Annotated in this window: 13 protein-coding genes and 1 tRNA gene; 13 read left to right on the top strand and 1 reads right to left on the bottom strand. The window is 57.1% G+C overall.

What is annotated here, in order from left to right; all coding sequences use genetic code 11:
- Window positions 1-98 precede the first annotated feature (98 nt).
- The 5 genes from AC6R19_RS14540 to AC6R19_RS14520 all read left to right on the top strand — a co-directional run bounded on the left by AC6R19_RS14540 (window position 99) and on the right by AC6R19_RS14520 (window position 6356).
- Window positions 99-1685, top strand: coding sequence for an AMP-binding protein (locus AC6R19_RS14540; RefSeq protein ID WP_500580557.1), 1587 nt, complete (start codon window positions 99-101; stop codon window positions 1683-1685).
- A gap of 342 nt (window positions 1686-2027) precedes the next feature.
- Entirely contained in the window at window positions 2028-3794 is a 1767-nt protein-coding gene (locus AC6R19_RS14535) for a DUF885 domain-containing protein (protein ID WP_500580556.1), read from the top strand.
- On the top strand, window positions 3791-5203 hold the full coding sequence (locus tag AC6R19_RS14530) for a DUF6880 family protein (protein ID WP_500580555.1): 1413 nt from the start codon (window positions 3791-3793) through the stop codon (window positions 5201-5203). Before AC6R19_RS14535 ends, AC6R19_RS14530 begins: the two co-directional genes overlap by 4 nt.
- Window positions 5204-5344: 141 nt before the next feature.
- Window positions 5345-5929: a nucleotidyltransferase domain-containing protein gene (locus AC6R19_RS14525; protein ID WP_500580554.1), complete on the top strand. Its 585-nt coding sequence runs from the start codon at window positions 5345-5347 to the stop codon at window positions 5927-5929.
- A complete protein-coding gene (locus AC6R19_RS14520; RefSeq protein ID WP_500580553.1) occupies window positions 5916-6356 on the top strand; it encodes a hypothetical protein in 441 nt (146 codons plus the stop codon). The genes AC6R19_RS14525 and AC6R19_RS14520 overlap by 14 nt, the downstream gene beginning before the upstream one ends.
- Window positions 6357-6409: 53 nt before the next feature.
- On the opposite strand, the gene rtcR is transcribed toward AC6R19_RS14520, so the two are convergent.
- A complete protein-coding gene (rtcR, locus tag AC6R19_RS14515; RefSeq protein ID WP_500580592.1) occupies window positions 6410-8005 on the bottom strand; it encodes an RNA repair transcriptional activator RtcR in 1596 nt (531 codons plus the stop codon).
- Between the two features lie 224 nt (window positions 8006-8229).
- Between rtcR and AC6R19_RS14510 the strand changes: the two genes are divergently transcribed.
- The 8 genes from AC6R19_RS14510 (at window position 8230) to AC6R19_RS14475 (ending at window position 17194) form a co-directional block, all read left to right on the top strand.
- Window positions 8230-9456 (top strand): RtcB family protein, encoded by a 1227-nt coding sequence (locus AC6R19_RS14510; RefSeq protein ID WP_500580552.1) that lies wholly within the window; start codon window positions 8230-8232, stop codon window positions 9454-9456.
- A gap of 139 nt (window positions 9457-9595) precedes the next feature.
- Complete coding sequence (gene rtcA, locus AC6R19_RS14505) at window positions 9596-10678, top strand: RNA 3'-terminal phosphate cyclase (protein ID WP_500580551.1); 1083 nt, start codon at window positions 9596-9598, stop codon at window positions 10676-10678.
- 318 nt (window positions 10679-10996) lie between these two features.
- Window positions 10997-11069 (top strand) — tRNA-OTHER (locus AC6R19_RS14500).
- A gap of 488 nt (window positions 11070-11557) precedes the next feature.
- A complete protein-coding gene (locus AC6R19_RS14495; protein WP_500580550.1) occupies window positions 11558-12712 on the top strand; it encodes a slipin family protein in 1155 nt (384 codons plus the stop codon).
- A 388-nt stretch (window positions 12713-13100) separates the two neighbouring features.
- Window positions 13101-14174: a helix-turn-helix domain-containing protein gene (locus AC6R19_RS14490; protein ID WP_500580549.1), complete on the top strand. Its 1074-nt coding sequence runs from the start codon at window positions 13101-13103 to the stop codon at window positions 14172-14174.
- Window positions 14155-14439, top strand: coding sequence for a PIN domain-containing protein (locus tag AC6R19_RS14485; RefSeq protein ID WP_500580548.1), 285 nt, complete (start codon window positions 14155-14157; stop codon window positions 14437-14439). The genes AC6R19_RS14490 and AC6R19_RS14485 overlap by 20 nt, the downstream gene beginning before the upstream one ends.
- A 14-nt stretch (window positions 14440-14453) precedes the next feature.
- Window positions 14454-14801 (top strand): nucleotide pyrophosphohydrolase, encoded by a 348-nt coding sequence (locus tag AC6R19_RS14480; protein ID WP_500580547.1) that lies wholly within the window; start codon window positions 14454-14456, stop codon window positions 14799-14801.
- Between the two features lie 2 nt (window positions 14802-14803).
- The gene (locus AC6R19_RS14475) at window positions 14804-17194 is read left to right on the top strand and encodes a DNA/RNA helicase domain-containing protein (RefSeq protein ID WP_500580546.1); all 2391 of its coding nucleotides are present in this window, start codon (window positions 14804-14806) and stop codon (window positions 17192-17194) included.
- Window position 17195: the final 1 nt, after the last annotated feature.

The following is a 17195-nucleotide window of genomic DNA, read 5'->3' as shown; positions in this document are numbered from 1 at the left end:
AATAAAACAATGAACGCGGGCGCCCACAGACGCCCCTATCCCATTGGCTCTCCCCCGAAGGAGAGCGCGCGGGAACGCAGCATCGCGAGAGAGAGACAATGAGCGAGAACAGACTGAATCAGCAATTCGGCAATGCGGCAGAATTTATCGAGCACAGCTTGCGCAAGTTTGCCGACAGGCCGGCCTACCACTGTCTGGGTCAGACACTGACCTTTGCCGAGCTGGACGAGAAATCCCGCAACCTGGCCAGATGGCTGCAGCACGAGTGCGGCCTGCAACAGGGCGATCGCATCGCCATCCAGCTGCCGAACCTGATCCAGTACCCGATAGCCGCCTATGCGGCCCTGCGTGCCGGCCTGATCGTGGTCAATACCAACCCGCTGTATACGTCGCGGGAAATGCGCCACCAGTTCAGCGACGCGGGCATCAAGGCGCTGGTAATTTTTGCCGACGCACTGGAGCGGCTGAAATCCATCGAAGCCGATACCGACATAGAACATGTGCTGGTGACCGGCCCTACGGACCTGATTGCACCGCCGGCGGAAAACACCCACGACTACCACGATTTCACCAGCGCTATGGAGCGCGGCGCCGAGCTGCCGGAACTGCAGCCCGTGACGGCCGGTCGCGACGATATCGCCGTATTGCAGTACACCGGCGGCACCACCGGTGTCGCCAAGGGCGCCTGCCTGAGCCACGCCAATATCCTGGCCAACGCCGCGCAGATGCACCATCGAATCGAACGGCACTGCGAAGAGGGCGGGGAGAGTTTTGTCTGCCCGCTGCCGCTCTATCATATTTACGCCTTTACCGCGAACATGCTTACGCTGTTTGGCTTCGGCGCCATGAACATCCTGATTCCCAACCCGCGCGACCTGGACGGCTTTGTCGAGGCCATCAAGCCGTTCAAATTCACCGGCCTCTCCGGCATCAACACCCTGTTTGTCGGCCTCTGCCAGCACCCGGGATTCCGCGCGCTGGACTTCTCCCGCCTGAAAGTGACCTTTTCCGGCGGTGCCGCCCTCACCAGCGCCGCCGCCGAACTGTGGCATTCGACAACCGGTTGTGCGGTGACCGAGGGTTGGGGCCTGAGCGAGACCTCGCCAGTGGTCACGCTGAACCATTTCAACAAACAGGAAATCGGCAGCGTCGGGGCACCGCTACTCGATACCACAGTGGAAGCCTGGGACGAAGACGGCAATAAAATGCCGGTGGGTGAAGTCGGCGAGCTGGTCGTCAGCGGCCCGCAGGTGATGCAGGGCTACTGGAAACGCCCGGAGGAGACCGCCAAGGTCATGCACAACGGCTTCTTCCGCACCGGCGACATGGGCCTGGTGCAGGCCAACGGCAACATCAGGATCGTCGACCGCCTGAAGGACATGATCATCGTCTCCGGCTTCAACGTCTATCCGAACGAGATAGAGGACGTGCTCAGCCGCCACCCGCAAATCGTCGAGGCCGCCGTGGTCGGCGCCCCGGACGACAAGACCGGGGAGGCCGTCTGTGCGCATGTGGTCCTGTCGGAGGATATCGACAGCCAGGCAATCATCGATTTCTGCCGCGAAGAGCTCACCGCCTACAAGGTGCCCAAGCACGTGATAGTGCACAGGGAGCTGCCCAAATCCACCGTGGGCAAGATACTGCGGCGCGAGCTGCGCGAGCGGGAGGTGCCGACGGGTGCCTGATCCAGGTTCAGTACTTCATAGTACTTGAATCGAAACGCGGGCCTGGACCCGCGTTTTCTCGTCTGGAAGGCTGGAATGGGAGATGGCCATTCCGGCAGAGCACTGCAATGGGCGCTTGATCGCCTGATCCAATCAGTTCCGGACAGCGACATCGAATTCTGGTTTGCCCGTGACCTGTAGGTCACGCTGGGCTGCAGTCGCTGGGAGAACTTCGTGCGGCGTAGACGATGCCGGATTCGGGCGTATCCGTTCCAAGGGTGACGCGGTGCTGTTCGGAGTCAACCGCCGCCACATCGTGGTATCGTTGCCCACAAAGAAGAAGCACGACCACGGAGACAAAAGATGGCGTCACGCCTCCTAAAGTTCCTGACATCAATCACCATCGCCACCTGCCTGCTGGTCCCCGCCGCATGGGCTGCCGACCCCAGCGAACAACTGCAAGGCATCATCGACGACCACTGGCAATACAGCCTCAGGGAAGACCCCATCACCGCCGGCCGCATGGGGGTGCCCGACTACAACGACCGCCTGCCCGGCGTCTCCCCCAAAGACCGCGCCCGCCGCCTGAAGGCCGAGCAGGAATTCCTCGCCCGCCTGAAGCAGATAGACGCAGACCAGCTGAGCGAATCCGATCGCGTCAACCGGGAACTGCTCACCTGGGTGCTGCGCAATTCCACTGAGTCCAACCAGCTGTTCCTCGACCGCATCCCCTTCAACACCTTCTACAGCTTCTGGGCCGCCGCCCTCGAGGCCAACGACGGCCTGGCCATGACCAAGGTTGAGGACTACGAGGACTACATAGCGCGCATCCAGGATTTCGGCCGCTACTTCGACGAGAACATCGCCAATATGCGCAAGGGCATAAAGGACGGCTTCGTGCTGCCGAAGATCGTCGTCGAGGGGGTGGCGCCGACCGTGCGCGCCCAGGTCAAGGATGACACCAAGAAGAGCAAGCTCTACCAGCCCTTCGAAAACATGCCCGACTCTATTTCCGAGAAGCAACAGCAGCGCCTGCGCGCCAGGGGCCAGAGAGCGATCAAGGCGTCCGCCATCCCCGCCTTCGCGAGGCTGGCCGACTTCCTCGAGGGCGACTATATGCAGGCCGCCACCGACACCCTCGCCGCCGAAGACCTGCCCGATGGCGAGGACTACTACCGCCACGCGATCAAGACCTACGTCACCCTGGATATGGACCCGGCGGAAATCCACAAGATAGGCCTCAGCGAGGTGAAGCGCATCCGCGCCGAAATGGACCAGCTGATAGAGGAGTCCGGCTTCGACGGCAGCTTCGAGGAATTCACCGAATTCCTGCGCACCGATCCCCAGTTCTACGCCAAGACACCGAAGGACCTGCTCAAGGAAGCCTCCTACATCGCCAAGAAAATCGACTACCAGCTGCCGGAATTCTTCGGTGTGCTGCCGCGCCTGCCCTACGGCGTGGTGCCGGTGCCGGAGGAAATCGCCCCCAACTACACCACCGCCTCCTACAACCCCGCCGCCATCGGCGGCACCCGCGGCGGCGCCTACTGGGTCAACACCCACGCCCTCGACCAGCGCCCCCTGTACGAACTGCCGGCCCTGACCCTGCACGAAGCCGTCCCCGGCCACCATTTGCAGGGCGCCCTCAGCCAGGAACTGGAAGGAGTCCCCGACTTCCGCCGCAACCTCTACCTCAGCGCCTTCGGCGAGGGCTGGGCCCTCTACTCCGAGCGCCTGGGTGTGGAGATGGACGATATCTACACCACCCCCTACGAACACTTCGGCCGCCTCAGCTACGAAATGTGGCGCGCCGCCCGCCTGGTGATCGACACCGGCATCCACTCCCAGGGCTGGACCCGCCAGCAGGCGCTGGACTTCCTCTCCGACAACACCTCCCTGTCACAGGCCAACGTGCGCGCGGAAGTGGACCGCTATATCTCCTGGCCGGGGCAGGCGCTGTCTTACAAGATGGGGGAGATCAAGATTCGCGAATTGCGCGAGAAAGCCGAGAAGGAGCTCGGGGATAAGTTTGATTTGCGCGAGTTTCACGATGCGGTGTTGGCGAACGGGGCATTGCCGATGGAAATGCTGGAAGCGCAGATGGAGCGGTTTATCGCCGAAGCACGATGATAGAAATTGAGAACGCCCTGCAAAACCTGGGTCGCGCCGCCATGGCCCGCCTGCTGGAAAGAATCTACGGCATCCACCGCGATATCGACGAAATCATCGAGTCCCATATCGAGTCTGCAGACGTTGAGTCTGAAGGCGGCAATGTTGTTGCCGCGAGCCTGGCCCGGCGGATAGAGCAAATCGCCAGCGAAGACGAATTTATCGACTACCGCCAAAGCTATGCCTTTGCCGGCCGCCTGCGCAGCCTGCTGGAGGATATCGACACCCTGATGCGGGAGCGGGAAGCGACTGCGGCACTGGAATTGACCGAGCGCTTCCTGCAACTCGTCGAGCCGGTGATGAATCGCGTGGACGACTCGGGTGGCGACCTGGGGGAAGTATTCCACCAGGCGGTGGACCAGTGGCTGGGCACAGCCGCCCAGGTGCGGACAACAAATCCGGACCACCTGAACTGGGTGGAGAAGATTCTCTATTTCTTCGATCACAACGACTATGGCTGCCTGGACAATATCATCAATCACAGCCGCAAACTGCTGAGCGTCGAGGAACTGCGGCAGCTGGCGTGGCGCTTCGAGAAGGATGCGCGCAAGGCGCTGCAAACCGGTCAATCATCCGAAAGCGGCTACAATCGCGCCGCGTCTCACGCCTGCCTGGGGCTAGGCTCCGTGGCCGAGGCGCTGGGCGATATGGGCCTGTATGAAAAAAGCCTACTGATCATCAGCCCCGAGCCCAACCACCTGCAATTGGAGCGCATAGTCCGCTTCGCACTGGAAGTCCAGGAACTGGAACGCGCGGACCACTGGCTGCAGCACCCCAACTTGCAAAAGGATCCCATCCGCCAGTCCGGCCTGCGCGCCGAACTGCTGCGGCAGCGGGGCGCCATCGACGAGCTGAAAGATCACTTCCTGCAGGCATTCCTGGACCGCCCCAAAGAAACCACGCTGCGCCACTACTGGGAACTTGCCGGCGAGCAGGAGCGCGAGGACATAAAGGGGAAGGCGGAGACCATGGCCAGGAACTGCGACGACCCGCTCGATGGCATCGGAATATTGCTGGCCCTGGGCAATATCGCACTGGCCGCCGAAACCGCGGTAGAACGGGCGGACAAGCTGCCGGCACGCCTTTACAGCACCATGCAGCAGTGGGCCGCCCGATTCGAGGCCGCGGGCCAGCCCCTGGCCGCCGCCGTCTGTTACCGCGCCCTGCTGACAGACCTGCTCGAGCGCGGCTACCGCAAGGCCTACCACCACGGCGCGCGCTACTTTCACAAGCTGATCGGACTGGACGGGCACATAGACGATTACCGCGGTCTCGCCGACGGCGAGGCCTTCATCCGCGAGTTGCAGAAGCAGCACTGGCGCAAGCGTGCCTTCTGGGCCGAGGCCGGATATCCGAGTAAGAGCCCGTGAGATTGTTGCGACGCAGGGCTGATAGGTGGGAATAGCTTGGACATGGCGGCTCATAACTCACTTCTACACCACTCCCTGGGCTGGTGAAATGTAGCCAAAAAAGCTACATTTGTAGCCAATAAAGCTACACCGGAAATGCCCATGGCCACAGCACTCGCCGAAATACTGTTCAAAGAGTACCGCCGCAAGGTCCTGGGCCTGCTGCTCCTGAGCCCGGCGCGGCGCTACCACGTACGGGAAATCGCCCGCCTGACCGGAACCGTGGCCGGCACCATCAACAAGGAGCTGAAAAAACTGGCCGAGGCGGGGGTCCTGAGCGTCAGCAGGCAGGGCAACCAGCTGCTGTATGCTGCCAATACCGACTGCCCCATCTACGAGGAACTGGTGGGCATACTGCGCAAGACCTCGGGTATCGCAGAGGTGCTGGCCGAGGCGCTGCTGCCGCTGGCGGACAGGATAGAGGCCGCTTTCGTGTTCGGTTCCGTAGCCAGCGGCAAAGCGGGCAACGACAGCGATATCGATATCTGTGTGGTCGGCGATGTGGCCTTTGGCGAGGTGGTGCGCGCCCTCTATCCCAGCCAGGAGCTGCTGGCGCGGGAGATCAACCCCAAGTGTTACAGTGTCAGGGAGTGGTCGGATAATCTGAAAACCAGATCGGCTTTCATGCGCGAGTTACTGGAAAAGCCGGTGATCAACGTAATAGGGAACAGGGATGACCTTGGATAACCTGCTCGAACGCAGTCTGGAGCAAGTGATACCGGACCCGCTCGCCATCCAGCGGCTGTTGCAGGCGGCCAAGACCTGTCTCGCCGATGCGGCGGTAACCTCACTCAGCAACGAGAACCGCTTCGATATCGCCTACAAGGCGATTATGCAACTGGCCAATGCAGCCCTGCAGGCCAACGGCTATCGCACTCTCACCAGCAAACCGGGCCACCACCAGACCATGATCCAGAGCCTGCCCAAGACCATTGGCCTGGATAGCGAAACCATGATCGAGCTGGACGCCCTGCGTAAACAGCGCAATGTGACGGATTATTCCGGCGATCTGGTGACAGACACCGAGCGCGAGGCCTGTGTAAATATGGCCAATTCCCTGTGGCAGCAGGTGCATGGCTGGTTGCGGGAATACAGGCCGCAGCTATTGGAATAGGAGCGAAGACCAATGGGCATGTGGCGGCCCCTAATAACAGCCCGGCTACCCCCTTAGGCCTTCAGGTCCTCAAACCTAATCCCATGCTTGCCAAGCAACTGCTTAACTCGATGCGAATCATTGCTGGATTTCTTCGCCTGCCGGCTTACGTGGAACAGCTTCCTTCCCGCCTCCGCCATCGAGCCGGAGTTTCTGCACACCCCGATCAAAGCGGCCAGCTTCAGCTGGTCGTAGTAATCCATCTCCTCGCTGCTGCCGGCTCCCAAAACACTTTCGATCGCAGTCTTCGGACTTTCTTCGTTGGGCGAGGCCGTCTGCCACTTGCGCCTTAACCGGTTGATCTCCTCTCTGACGACTTCAACGGTGATCCGCCCCCCGTCGGCCAGTGTCCCCATGCGGGTGATACTGGCGTTGAGGTCGCGGAAATTGGCTGACCAGGTGGCTTCCGGCGAGCGCCCGAAGGCCAGGTATTTTTCCCGCGCAGCCTTGTTGAAACTGACCAGGTGCCCCGCCTTATTGGAGAAGGCCTCGAGCTCATAGTCGATATTGGGCTCCAGGTCCTCGATCCGCTCCTTGAGGGACGGCAGCTCGTAGGTCCAAAGATCGATACGGGCAAGCAAATCCGCGCGAAATGTCCCCTCCCTGGCTTTCCGGGCCAGGTCCTTGTTGGTGCCGGCAATCAACTGGAAATCGCTGCTGGCCTCCCTGTCGGAGCCGAACGGGATAAAGCGCTTGTCCTCGATCGCGCGCAACAGCATCGCCTGTTCGTCCAGGCCCAGCTCGCCGATCTCATCGAGGAACAGCAGCCCCTTGTGGGCTTCCTTCAACAGGCCCGCGCGATCGGTCGTGGCGCCGGTAAAGGCGCCCTTCTTGTGGCCGAACAGCGCGGACATGGTGTTCTCCCCCTTCAGGGTGGCGCAGTTGATGGCCACCAGCCGTCCCTCGAGCTTGCCGCGCTGCTTGCGCAGTTCATAAACCCGTTGCGCCAATTGGGTCTTGCCGGCACCGGTGGGGCCGGTAATCAGGATCGGGGCGTTGGAGCGGATGGAGACTTTCTCCAGCTGCTCGATCATCCGGTTGAAGGCCGCGTTGTTGGTCTCGATACCGCCCTTCAGGTAGACGGTGCCTTCCTGGTGCTCCTTCTGGAAGCGCGAGGCGATCTGGTCGTACTTGGAGAGGTCCAGGTTGATGATCTGGTACTGCCCGGGCAGATTGCTGTCCCGACTGGCCGGCGCCGTCTGCAGCAATTGGCCGGGCAGGTAGCCCGCCTCTGTCAGCAGGTAGAGACAGATCTGCGCGACGTGTGTGCCGGTGGTGATATGGACCAGGTAATTTTCCCGGTTGGGCTTGAACTGATAGCCGCGGGCGAAATCCAGCAGCTGGCTGTACACCGTCTCGAAATCCCACGGATCCCTGAAGTTCACCCGGTGGTGGACCACTTCCGTTTCCGGAGAGACGCGGGCGATATCCTCCGTCACCTGGTTCGCCAGGCTCTGGGAATGGTTGTCGAACAGCAACTCCAGCCGGTCGATCAGCAGATCGTCGTGCTGGCACATGGAAACCGTCGGCCGCCACTTGTCCCAGCGCTTGTCCCCCTTGCCGCGCCGATCCATGGTGGTGCCGAGAATGCTGATGGCCACTGTTTTCATGGTTATCAAATATATTATTTTGCTATCAGAAAAGATAGGCAAGAGGTTGGCGCAGCGTGCCCGACGCCGCGATCAAATCTGCCAAAACAAAAAATAAATCCTTTCAAATCAAAGACTTAAAAATTTCTTCGGCACCTTGTGCAAAGTTGGCACCTTCCTGGCAATACAGGGGACAAGTTTCAAGCGAACAACACCGCAAGCGAATTTGAACAAGGGAAAGAACAATGACTCAGCAAATGTACGAAGTGATGCAGGACGGCGGCGTACCCATCAAGTCCTGGACTGTCGGGGTGCCTTTCGAAGCTGAGGCCAAAGAGCAGCTGAAGAACATCTCGCGCATGCCGTTTATCCACCAGTGGGTGGCCGCGATGCCCGACGTCCACCTGGGCAAGGGCGCCACCATCGGCAGCGTGGTACCCACGCTGGGCGCCGTGATACCGGCCGCCGTCGGCGTGGATATCGGCTGTGGAATGATGGCGGTGCGCACCAGCCTCAAGGCATCGCAACTGCCGGACAACCTGGCGGCAGTGCGCTCGGCCATTGAGCGCGCGGTACCCCACGGCCGCTCGGCGGGGCGCCGGGGCGGTCGTGACAAGGGCGCCTGGAGCAATGTGCCGGACGATGTGATGAACGCCTGGGCGCCTCTGGCGGCGCAGTTTGATGTGCTGCAGGAAAAGCACCCGCTGCTGAAGAACACCAACAACATCAACCACCTGGGTACCCTGGGAACGGGCAACCACTTTATCGAGATGTGCCTGGACGAACACGGCAGCGTCTGGCTGATGCTGCACAGCGGCTCTCGCGGTGTGGGCAACCGGATCGGTACACATTTTATCGAGATGGCCAAAAGGGATATGGAGCGCTGGCATATACACCTGCCGGATTCCGATCTGGCCTACCTCCCGGAAGGTACCGAGCACTTCGACCAGTACGTCGAGGCGGTGGAGTGGGCGCAGAACTTCGCGCGCATCAACCGCGAAGTGATGATGGCCCGCGTGATCCAGGCCGTGAAAGACGCACTGGGAAGGGACTTCGACGCGCGCATGGAGGCGGTGAACTGCCACCACAACTATGTGTCCCGCGAGCACCACTACGGCAAGGACGTGCTGATAACCCGCAAGGGCGCGGTGCGTGCCCGCGAGGGGGAAATGGGCATCATCCCGGGCAGCATGGGCGCGCGCTCCTTTATCGTCCGCGGGCTCGGCAATGCGGAAAGCTTCTGCAGCTGCAGCCACGGCGCCGGACGGGTCATGTCGCGCACCAAGGCGAAGAAGCTGGTCTCACTGGAGGAGCACCTGCAGGCGACCGCCGATGTGGAATGCCGAAAAGACGAAGGCGTAATCGACGAAACCCCGGCCGCCTACAAACCCATCGAAAAGGTGATGGCGGCCCAGAAAGACCTGGTGGAAATCGTCTACACCCTGAAGCAGGTGGTCTGCGTAAAAGGGTAACTACTCCCCCGAACAGTCCCCTCTCCCCTTTCGGGGAGAGGGTTAGGGAGAGGGGGAGCCAATCGAGGCCCATGCATTTTTCCTCTGCCGCGGAAGCAGAAAGAGGGCTAAGCAATTACAGGATAAAAGGGACGGGAAGATGTTGGTCATCGACGGATCACAAGGAGAAGGCGGCGGACAGATTTTCCGCACATCGCTCACGCTGTCCATGTGCCTGCAGAAACCGGTGCGTATCAAAAACATCCGCGCCGGCCGCAGCAAGCCGGGCCTGCTGCGCCAGCACCTCGCGTGCCTGCGCGCCGGCCAGGCCATCTGCGGCGCGGAGTTCTCCGGCGACGAGCTGGGCTCCACCGAGGTGATGTTCAAGCCGGGCAGGGTCCAGCCTGGCGAATACCGCTTCGCCATAGGCTCCGCCGGCAGCACCAGCCTCGTGTTCCAGACGATCCTGCTGCCGCTGCTGCTGTCCGACGGCGTCAGCGAAGTCTGCCTGGAGGGCGGTACCCACAACGGCCATGCCCCCAGTTTCGACTTTATCGAGCAATCCTTTCTGCCGGTGATGGCGCAGTTGGGCTATCGGGCAGAAATCGAACTGGAGCGCTATGGCTTCTACCCGGCAGGCGGTGGCCAGTGGCGGGCGCGCATTCACCCTGTGCAGGAGCTGAAACCCCTGGCCCTGACCAGCCGCGGTGCGCTTCTCGGCACGGAAGCCGTGGTGACGTCTGCGCAGATACCCGGGCATATCGCCGAGCGGGAACTGAAGCAGATCCGCAAAAAATGTCACTGGCCGGAGGAGGCGCTTCACCAGCGCACAGTGGAATCCGCCGGACCGGGAAACATCGTGTCGCTGCGGCTCTTCTCGGAGCAGATCACCGAAGTTGTCGAAGTAGTGGGTGAAAAGCAGCTCAGCGCGGAGCGGGTCGCCGGACGTGCCGCCAGGGCGATAAAGCGGTACCTGGAAGCCGGCGTGCCCGTCGGTGAGCACTTGGCCGACCAGATACTGCTGCCGATGGTGCTGGGCAAGGGAGGACAATTCACCACCCTGGAACCCAGCCTGCACCTGAAGACCAATATCGATGTGATCCGCCAGCTCGCCGGCATTGAAGTGGCGCTTAAAAAGGAAAGCGATCTCGTTTGGAGCGTAACTATCCACCCCAACAGTCCCCTCTCCTCCTTGGGGGAGAGGGGATGCCGATCGAAGCCCTCGCCCCCACAAGCGGGGTAGGGGCTTTTAGCAAGCATTAAGGATGATCGATCGCACAGGGGATGTGCCGACGTAAGAATACAGATCATTTGCCGGAAGCAGGTGATTGTAAGGGACCTCTAGAAATCGTCATTCCCGCGAAGGCGGGAATCCAGAAGCCCCGTGGCCACAGGTGGCCACTGGACCCCAACCTTCGCGAGGGTGACAAGAAACGAGTTATTAGAGGTTTCCGTAAAAGAGTTTAGGGAAACTATCCGGTTCGCGGAGCTGGTTCCGTAAGCCAGCCTGGCACAAGGGCCTCTGGCCCCTCGTGTACCTACCGGAAAATCACCTGAACACCACTTTGTAGCTCAGTAGGGTAGAGCAGCCGATACCCATCGGCCGGTCACAGGTTCGACTCCTGTCAAAGTAAGTCGTCTTTCACACGACCTATCTGGAAAAGGCGAAAGCCTGGGGTTCGAGTCCCCACAGGGTTTAGGCCCTTTTTGACGTCTGTCAGAGGCCCATGGCTTAGAGGTGCCGTTGGGCTGTTTCCTCCCGGGGAGACAGCACTTCGGTGTTTCGAAGCGCCGGAAGCACAGACGCCGGCGGTGGGCAACGTTGCACGTCGTTCGGTTAAGCCGAACTCGCCAGCAGACGAGGGGCAGGCTTGTAACCGCTCCCTCTGACAATGGCCGGTTCCGCCAATGACCGCGCGACCAGCACCGTTCAAACCGTCGCCCTCCGTGCTTCCGGGTGAGCCTCACCTTTGATTGTCACAGAAGCAACATAAATAACCCGAGGAAGGAGAATGGCAACTCACCGCAACAGTCCCCTCTCCCCCTTGGGGGAGAGGGTTAGGGAGAGGGGGTCCTTGCCGCGCAAGCAGGCAGGAGAGAGGAGTTAAGAAGGAGAAGTACAATGATTATTTGGAAATGTATAGATATAGCGGACAACGAACGCGCATTCCTGTTTCGCAGGAACCGCTTTATCCGCGTCCTCGAGCCGGGCCGCCATCGCATACTGCGACTGGCCGGCGAGACCCGAGTCGAGGTCCACGATATCAGCAAGGTGCTGTTCGAGCGCACTAACGCAAAATTTCTGCTCAACACACACGCCGAAAAGCTGACTCCGTATTTGGAATCCTACGAGTTGAGCGATACCGAAGTCGGCCTGCTCTACCGCGACGGACACCTGGTGGATGTCCTGAATCCGGGCACCTTCCTGCCCGTGTGGAAAGGCGTAGAGAAGGTCCGCGTCGACATCATCGACATCAGCGAGCATTACACCCTGGACGAAAAGCTGGTCAGTTTGCTCGGCCGGGGCTCGAAAGTGGGTAAAAGCGCAACAGCGATATCCGCGATCCACTATGTCGAGGTACCGGACGAACACCTGGGCCTGTTGACCGTCAACGGCAAGCTGGAACAGCAACTGCGCCCCGGCAGCTACGGCTTCTGGAAATGCAACCGCTCCATCGGCGTACAGCTGGTGGATCTCAGGTTGCAGACCGTGGAAGTCAGCGGCCAGGAAATCCTGACCAAAGACAGGGTCAGCCTGCGCATCAACCTGAGCGCCAGCTACAAGGTGCTGGACCCCGAAAAGGCCGCATTGAAGCTGGGAAACTATGCCGAGTTCATCTACCGGGAACTCCAACTGCGCCTGCGCGAGGCAGTGGGTACACAGAGCCTCGACGCGCTGCTGGAAGACAAAGACAGCCTAAACCTCGGCATCGCCCGGGACGTGCGCGAAAAGCTGGCCCAGTACGGCATCGAAATCGTGACCGTTGGAGTGAAAGACATCATCCTGCCGGGTGATATGAAGCAGATCCTCAATCAGGTGGTGGAAGCTCAAAAGGAATCCGAAGCCAACCTGATCAAGCGCCGGGAGGAAACCCAGGCGATGCGATCACTGCATAACACCGCCAAGATGATGGAAAACAACCCGGTTCTGATGCGATTGAAAGAGCTCGAAGCGCTGGAACGGGTGACTGCGCGTATCGACAAGATATCCGTTTACGGTGGATTGGAAGGTGTATTGAACAACCTGGTCAAATTGCAGCCTTCCGGTTCTTCGTAATGCAGTCCGCCCACCGGCTCACCGTGAGCTTGGCGAGCAGAAGGGCGCGGTTTATGAACGCGCCTGAGCTGCTTCGCCCGGAATATGCGCTCGTCGAGCAAATATATGCTCGGCGAGCATAAAATTTACGCTCAATTCAGCACGCACTGCGTTCCAAATTGAAAAGACCTCACTCTACATAGATTGGCAACGCCGATCCTCCTGACCTATTGGTCATTTAGATCGACCCAGATAATCCGGCGGTTGCAAGCGCCCGACCTTGGCGGAAAAGTTGCCCCATTGATGCTTGATAACCACCTCGACACCTGTGGATATCAGGTTTATAATTTTCATTAAATTGATAAATTTATAAACCTGTATCAACCGATAGTCTCGTTTGGAGGTGGACGTGTTTGCTGAACGCTTAGTACGCGCCCGTAAAGCGGCGGGGCTATCCATGAGTGCGCTGGCCGCCGAAGTGGGAATCTCCGCCAATGCCATCAAGAAGTACGAGCATGGGGAGGCTATGCCCACTTCGGGCAACCTGCTGAAACTGGCGAAGGCGCTGGGCGTGCGCACCGAGTACTTCTTTCGCCCGCTCAAGGTCGACTTACAGGGCGTCGAATATCGCAAACATGCCAGCACACCTAAGAAGCTGTTGGATCGGATTGATGGCGACGTTATGGATCAGGCCGAGCGGTGGGCGGAGCTGCTGGATCTCTATCCGGACTCGGTCAAGCCGGTCGCCTCATTTAGCCTTCCCGAAGAATTGCCGCGCAAGGTCACTTCACCCGAGCAGATCGAGGAGATTGCGACCCTGATGCGTTCGGCCTGGGCATTGGGGCTGAATCCTATCCCCGAAATGATCGATACCCTGGAGTCCAAGGGCATCATGGTTATTTCCACGGATGTCGAGGTCAACCAAAAGTTTGATGGCCTGGCGGGCGCCACTGGAAGCACGCCTGTGATTGTGATTTCCACACACCAGCCGGGGGATCGCCAGCGCTTTACCCTCGCCCACGAGCTGGGTCACCTGGTGCTCAATGGCCGCCTCGGCAGCGATATGGACGAAGAGAAGGCGTGTAATCACTTTGCCGGCGCCTTTCTGCTGCCCAAGCAGGCCCTACTGGAGCATTTGGGCGAGCGCCGCAGCGCCATTGAGCCCCGTGAGCTGTTGATGCTCAAACATGAGTTCGGTATGAGCATGATGGCGATACTGGTACGTGTGGGCCAATGCGGGGTGATTCCCGAGAGCCTGCAAAAGCGGTATTACATGGCGTTCAACCGGCGGGGGTGGCGGACCGAAGAGCCCGGGGCTCCGTACCCGCCGGAGGAAACCAACCTGTTCAAGCAATTGGTTTACCGGGCGCTGGGAGAGGGGTATATCGGAGAGGCTAAAGCGGCGGAGTTAATCGGTATGTCGCTGGCGAGCTTTCACAAGGAGCGAAAGCTGGGTGTTACCGATGCAGCTGCTGATCAGTGACGCGAATATCCTAATCGACCTCGAAGAAGGGCAGCTGATTGAGTTGATGTTCCAGCTGCCCTACCAATTCTCCATCCCGGATATCCTATTTTACGAAGAGCTGGAAGAAGAGCACCAACATCTTCTCGAACATGGCCTACACATCAGCGAACTCAGCCCGGACACAATGACTTATGCGATAGAGCTCATTTCACGCTACCGGCGGCCGAGTCGCAATGACTGCTTTGCTTTGGCATTGGCAGCTAATGAAAAAGCCGAACTCTAAAGTGGAGATAAGCAATGAATGATCTAGACGACATCAAAATAAAGCTCCGTCAGTTTGCCCAAGCCCGAGACTGGGATCAATTTCATTCTCCCAAAAACCTGTCCATGGCTTTGGCAGGCGAAGTTGGTGAGTTACTGGAATTGTTTCAGTGGCTCACGGAAGAACAGTCAAAAAATCTGACACAGGAGCAGCGCAAGGCAGTTGAAGAGGAGGTGGCGGATGTTTTTCTTTACTTGCTCAGGTTAGCAGATAGGTTGAGTATTGATTTATTGGGAGCGGCTAAAAGTAAAATTATTATAAATGAAATAAAGTACCCTGCGGATAAAGTAAAAGGCAGCTCAAAGAAATACACGGAATATTAATCATGTTGGTATACAGTGGAAACAAAAAGAAGTTTATTGAGGATGTCAGTGCGAACGCTATAGAAAATATCATCCTATCAGAATTTGAAAGGAAGTTATTCAAGCGCCCATCTAAAAGTGAAGTACTTTCATGGAAGAATTCCATGCAATACATGTTCAAGATTCTGATTGACCCCGATATTCCGCAGGACTCTGGTGTTTCGATTGAATACGTATTGCCTCTAACCAGCAAACGCATCGATTTTATTCTGACAGGAAAGGATGAGGAAAAGCGCGAGACTGCCATTATCATCGAGCTAAAACAATGGAGTGAATTAAAAAAAACAAGCAAGGATGGTATAGTAAAAACGTTTTTGGCCGGTGGTGAAAGGGAAACTAATCACCCTTCCTATCAGGCATGGACTTATGCGGCTCTGATAGAGGATTACAATGAAACCGTTCGACAAGAAGATATAAAGTTAATGCCCTGCGCTTATCTGCATAACCTGATTTCCGATTCTGCGATTAATGACCCGTTTTATACTGCGCACACCAGCAAGGCACCTATTTTCATTTCCTCAGATGCCAAAAAACTCGCTGAATTTCTTAAGAAGTATGTCAAATACGGCGATAGCGATAACATCATGTATCGTATCGAGCACGGCAGAATTAAACCCTCCAAAGGGTTGGCTGATAGTCTTACTTCTATGTTAAGCGGCAATCAGGAATTCCTGATGATCGATGATCAGAAGCTGGTTTATGAAGCAGCTATCGATTTGGCGCATAAGGCGCAAAAAAATAAAAAACAGGTTTTGATTGTGGAGGGCGGGCCGGGCACAGGAAAATCCGTGGTAGCCATCAATTTGTTGGTTGAGCTTACCAAGCGAGAAATGAACACACAGTATGTTTCCAAGAATGCAGCGCCGCGTGCAGTGTTTGCTGCAAAATTGACCGGCACACTGACAAAAACAAAAATCAATAATATGTTCAAAGGATCTGGTTCCTATATTGATACTGAATCCAGTTTTTTTGACGCCCTGATTGTTGATGAAGCTCACCGATTAAATGAAAAGTCAGGTCTGTACGGCAATCAAGGTGAACACCAGATCAAGGAGATTATTAATGCATCTAAACTTGCAATTTTCTTTCTTGATGAAAACCAGCGTGTAACCTTAAACGACATTGGCTCCCTGGAGGAAATTGAAACTTGGTCAAGTAAGCTGGGCGCGACTATTCACCACATGGAGCTAAAGTCCCAGTTTCGTTGTAATGGTTCTGATGGATACCTTGCATGGCTTGATTCAACTTTGCAGATACGGGATACGGCAAATACAACACTCGAAGATATCGATTACGATTTTAAGGTGTTTAACTCACCTGTTAAATTGCGTGAGGAAATATTTCAGAAAAACGCCGTCAATAATAAGGCTAGACTAGTTGCCGGGTATTGCTGGAAGTGGGCGAGCAAGAAAGATAAATCCGCAATGGATATCCAAATACCGGAATATGGGTTTGAAGCGCAATGGAACCTGTCGACCGATGGTAGTCTCTGGATTATCTCCCCAGAATCAGTGAGAGAAATTGGTTGTATTCATACTTGTCAGGGTCTAGAGGTAGATTATATCGGTGTGATTATCGGCCCTGATCTAGTGGTGCGCAACGGCAAGGTTATTAGCGATGCAGGAAAACGGGATAGTCGAGATAAAACAATCAGGGGCTACAAAAAACTGTTAAAGGAAAAGCCAGAGGAGGCAGCCAGAATTACCGATGCCATTATTAAGAATACATATCGAACGCTGATGACGCGCGGGCAAAAGGGCTGCTATCTATTTTGTACAGACCAAGAGACCAACGAATACTTTTCAAGGTTAATCGATCAGGTCTGTCAAGTTCGCCAAATAACGCTGGAAGAAAAATACCCTGGTTTAAATCTCCGTATCTTACCAGCACAGGAAGCAAAGCCGTATATCAATTCTGTCCCTGTATATGACCTCAAAATAGCCGCAGGTAGTTTCAGTGAATACCAGACAGCAGGCGATTTTGACTGGGTTGAGTTGCCGGAACATATTCGTATAGCAGATGGTTATTTTGTTGCGCAGGTATTGGGCGAGTCCATGAACAGGCGCATCCCAAATGGTTCATGGTGCCTTTTTAGAGCCAGCCCTGGTGGCTCTCGCGAAGGAAAGATTGTACTCGTACAACATCGAGATATTCAGGATGTTGAGCAGGGAGGACATTACACAGTGAAGGTGTATCATAGCGAGAAGACAAATACCGGGGATGATGGATGGAACCATTCCAAGATTATATTGAGGCCAAAAACCAGCGCTCTTGGGTATAAGGACATTACATTGACAGAAGACCAAGCAATAGATTTAAAAGTGATTGGCGAGTATGTCTCGATTCTAAGTTAGT

The sequence above is a fragment of the Microbulbifer sp. SE14 genome, assembly GCF_059834885.1.
The sequence above is the reverse complement of the archived record's forward strand: the minus strand, read 5'-3'. Positions and strand labels throughout refer to the sequence as shown.

What these genes read in the sequence shown, in the direction of transcription:
- AC6R19_RS14525 (WP_500580554.1), top strand. Translation starts at nt 5,345, where the DNA reads ATGGCCACAGCACTCGCCGAAATACTGTTCAAAGAGTACCGCCGCAAG.
- rtcR (WP_500580592.1), bottom strand. Translation starts at nt 8,005, where the DNA reads ATGAAAACAGTGGCCATCAGCATTCTCGGCACCACCATGGATCGGCGC.
- AC6R19_RS14495 (WP_500580550.1), top strand. Translation starts at nt 11,558, where the DNA reads ATGATTATTTGGAAATGTATAGATATAGCGGACAACGAACGCGCATTC.
- rtcA (WP_500580551.1), top strand. Translation starts at nt 9,596, where the DNA reads ATGTTGGTCATCGACGGATCACAAGGAGAAGGCGGCGGACAGATTTTC.
- AC6R19_RS14480 (WP_500580547.1), top strand. Translation starts at nt 14,454, where the DNA reads ATGAATGATCTAGACGACATCAAAATAAAGCTCCGTCAGTTTGCCCAA.
- AC6R19_RS14540 (WP_500580557.1), top strand. Translation starts at nt 99, where the DNA reads ATGAGCGAGAACAGACTGAATCAGCAATTCGGCAATGCGGCAGAATTT.
- AC6R19_RS14475 (WP_500580546.1), top strand. Translation starts at nt 14,804, where the DNA reads ATGTTGGTATACAGTGGAAACAAAAAGAAGTTTATTGAGGATGTCAGT.
- AC6R19_RS14535 (WP_500580556.1), top strand. Translation starts at nt 2,028, where the DNA reads ATGGCGTCACGCCTCCTAAAGTTCCTGACATCAATCACCATCGCCACC.
- AC6R19_RS14510 (WP_500580552.1), top strand. Translation starts at nt 8,230, where the DNA reads ATGACTCAGCAAATGTACGAAGTGATGCAGGACGGCGGCGTACCCATC.
- AC6R19_RS14485 (WP_500580548.1), top strand. Translation starts at nt 14,155, where the DNA reads ATGCAGCTGCTGATCAGTGACGCGAATATCCTAATCGACCTCGAAGAA.
- AC6R19_RS14530 (WP_500580555.1), top strand. Translation starts at nt 3,791, where the DNA reads ATGATAGAAATTGAGAACGCCCTGCAAAACCTGGGTCGCGCCGCCATG.
- AC6R19_RS14520 (WP_500580553.1), top strand. Translation starts at nt 5,916, where the DNA reads ATGACCTTGGATAACCTGCTCGAACGCAGTCTGGAGCAAGTGATACCG.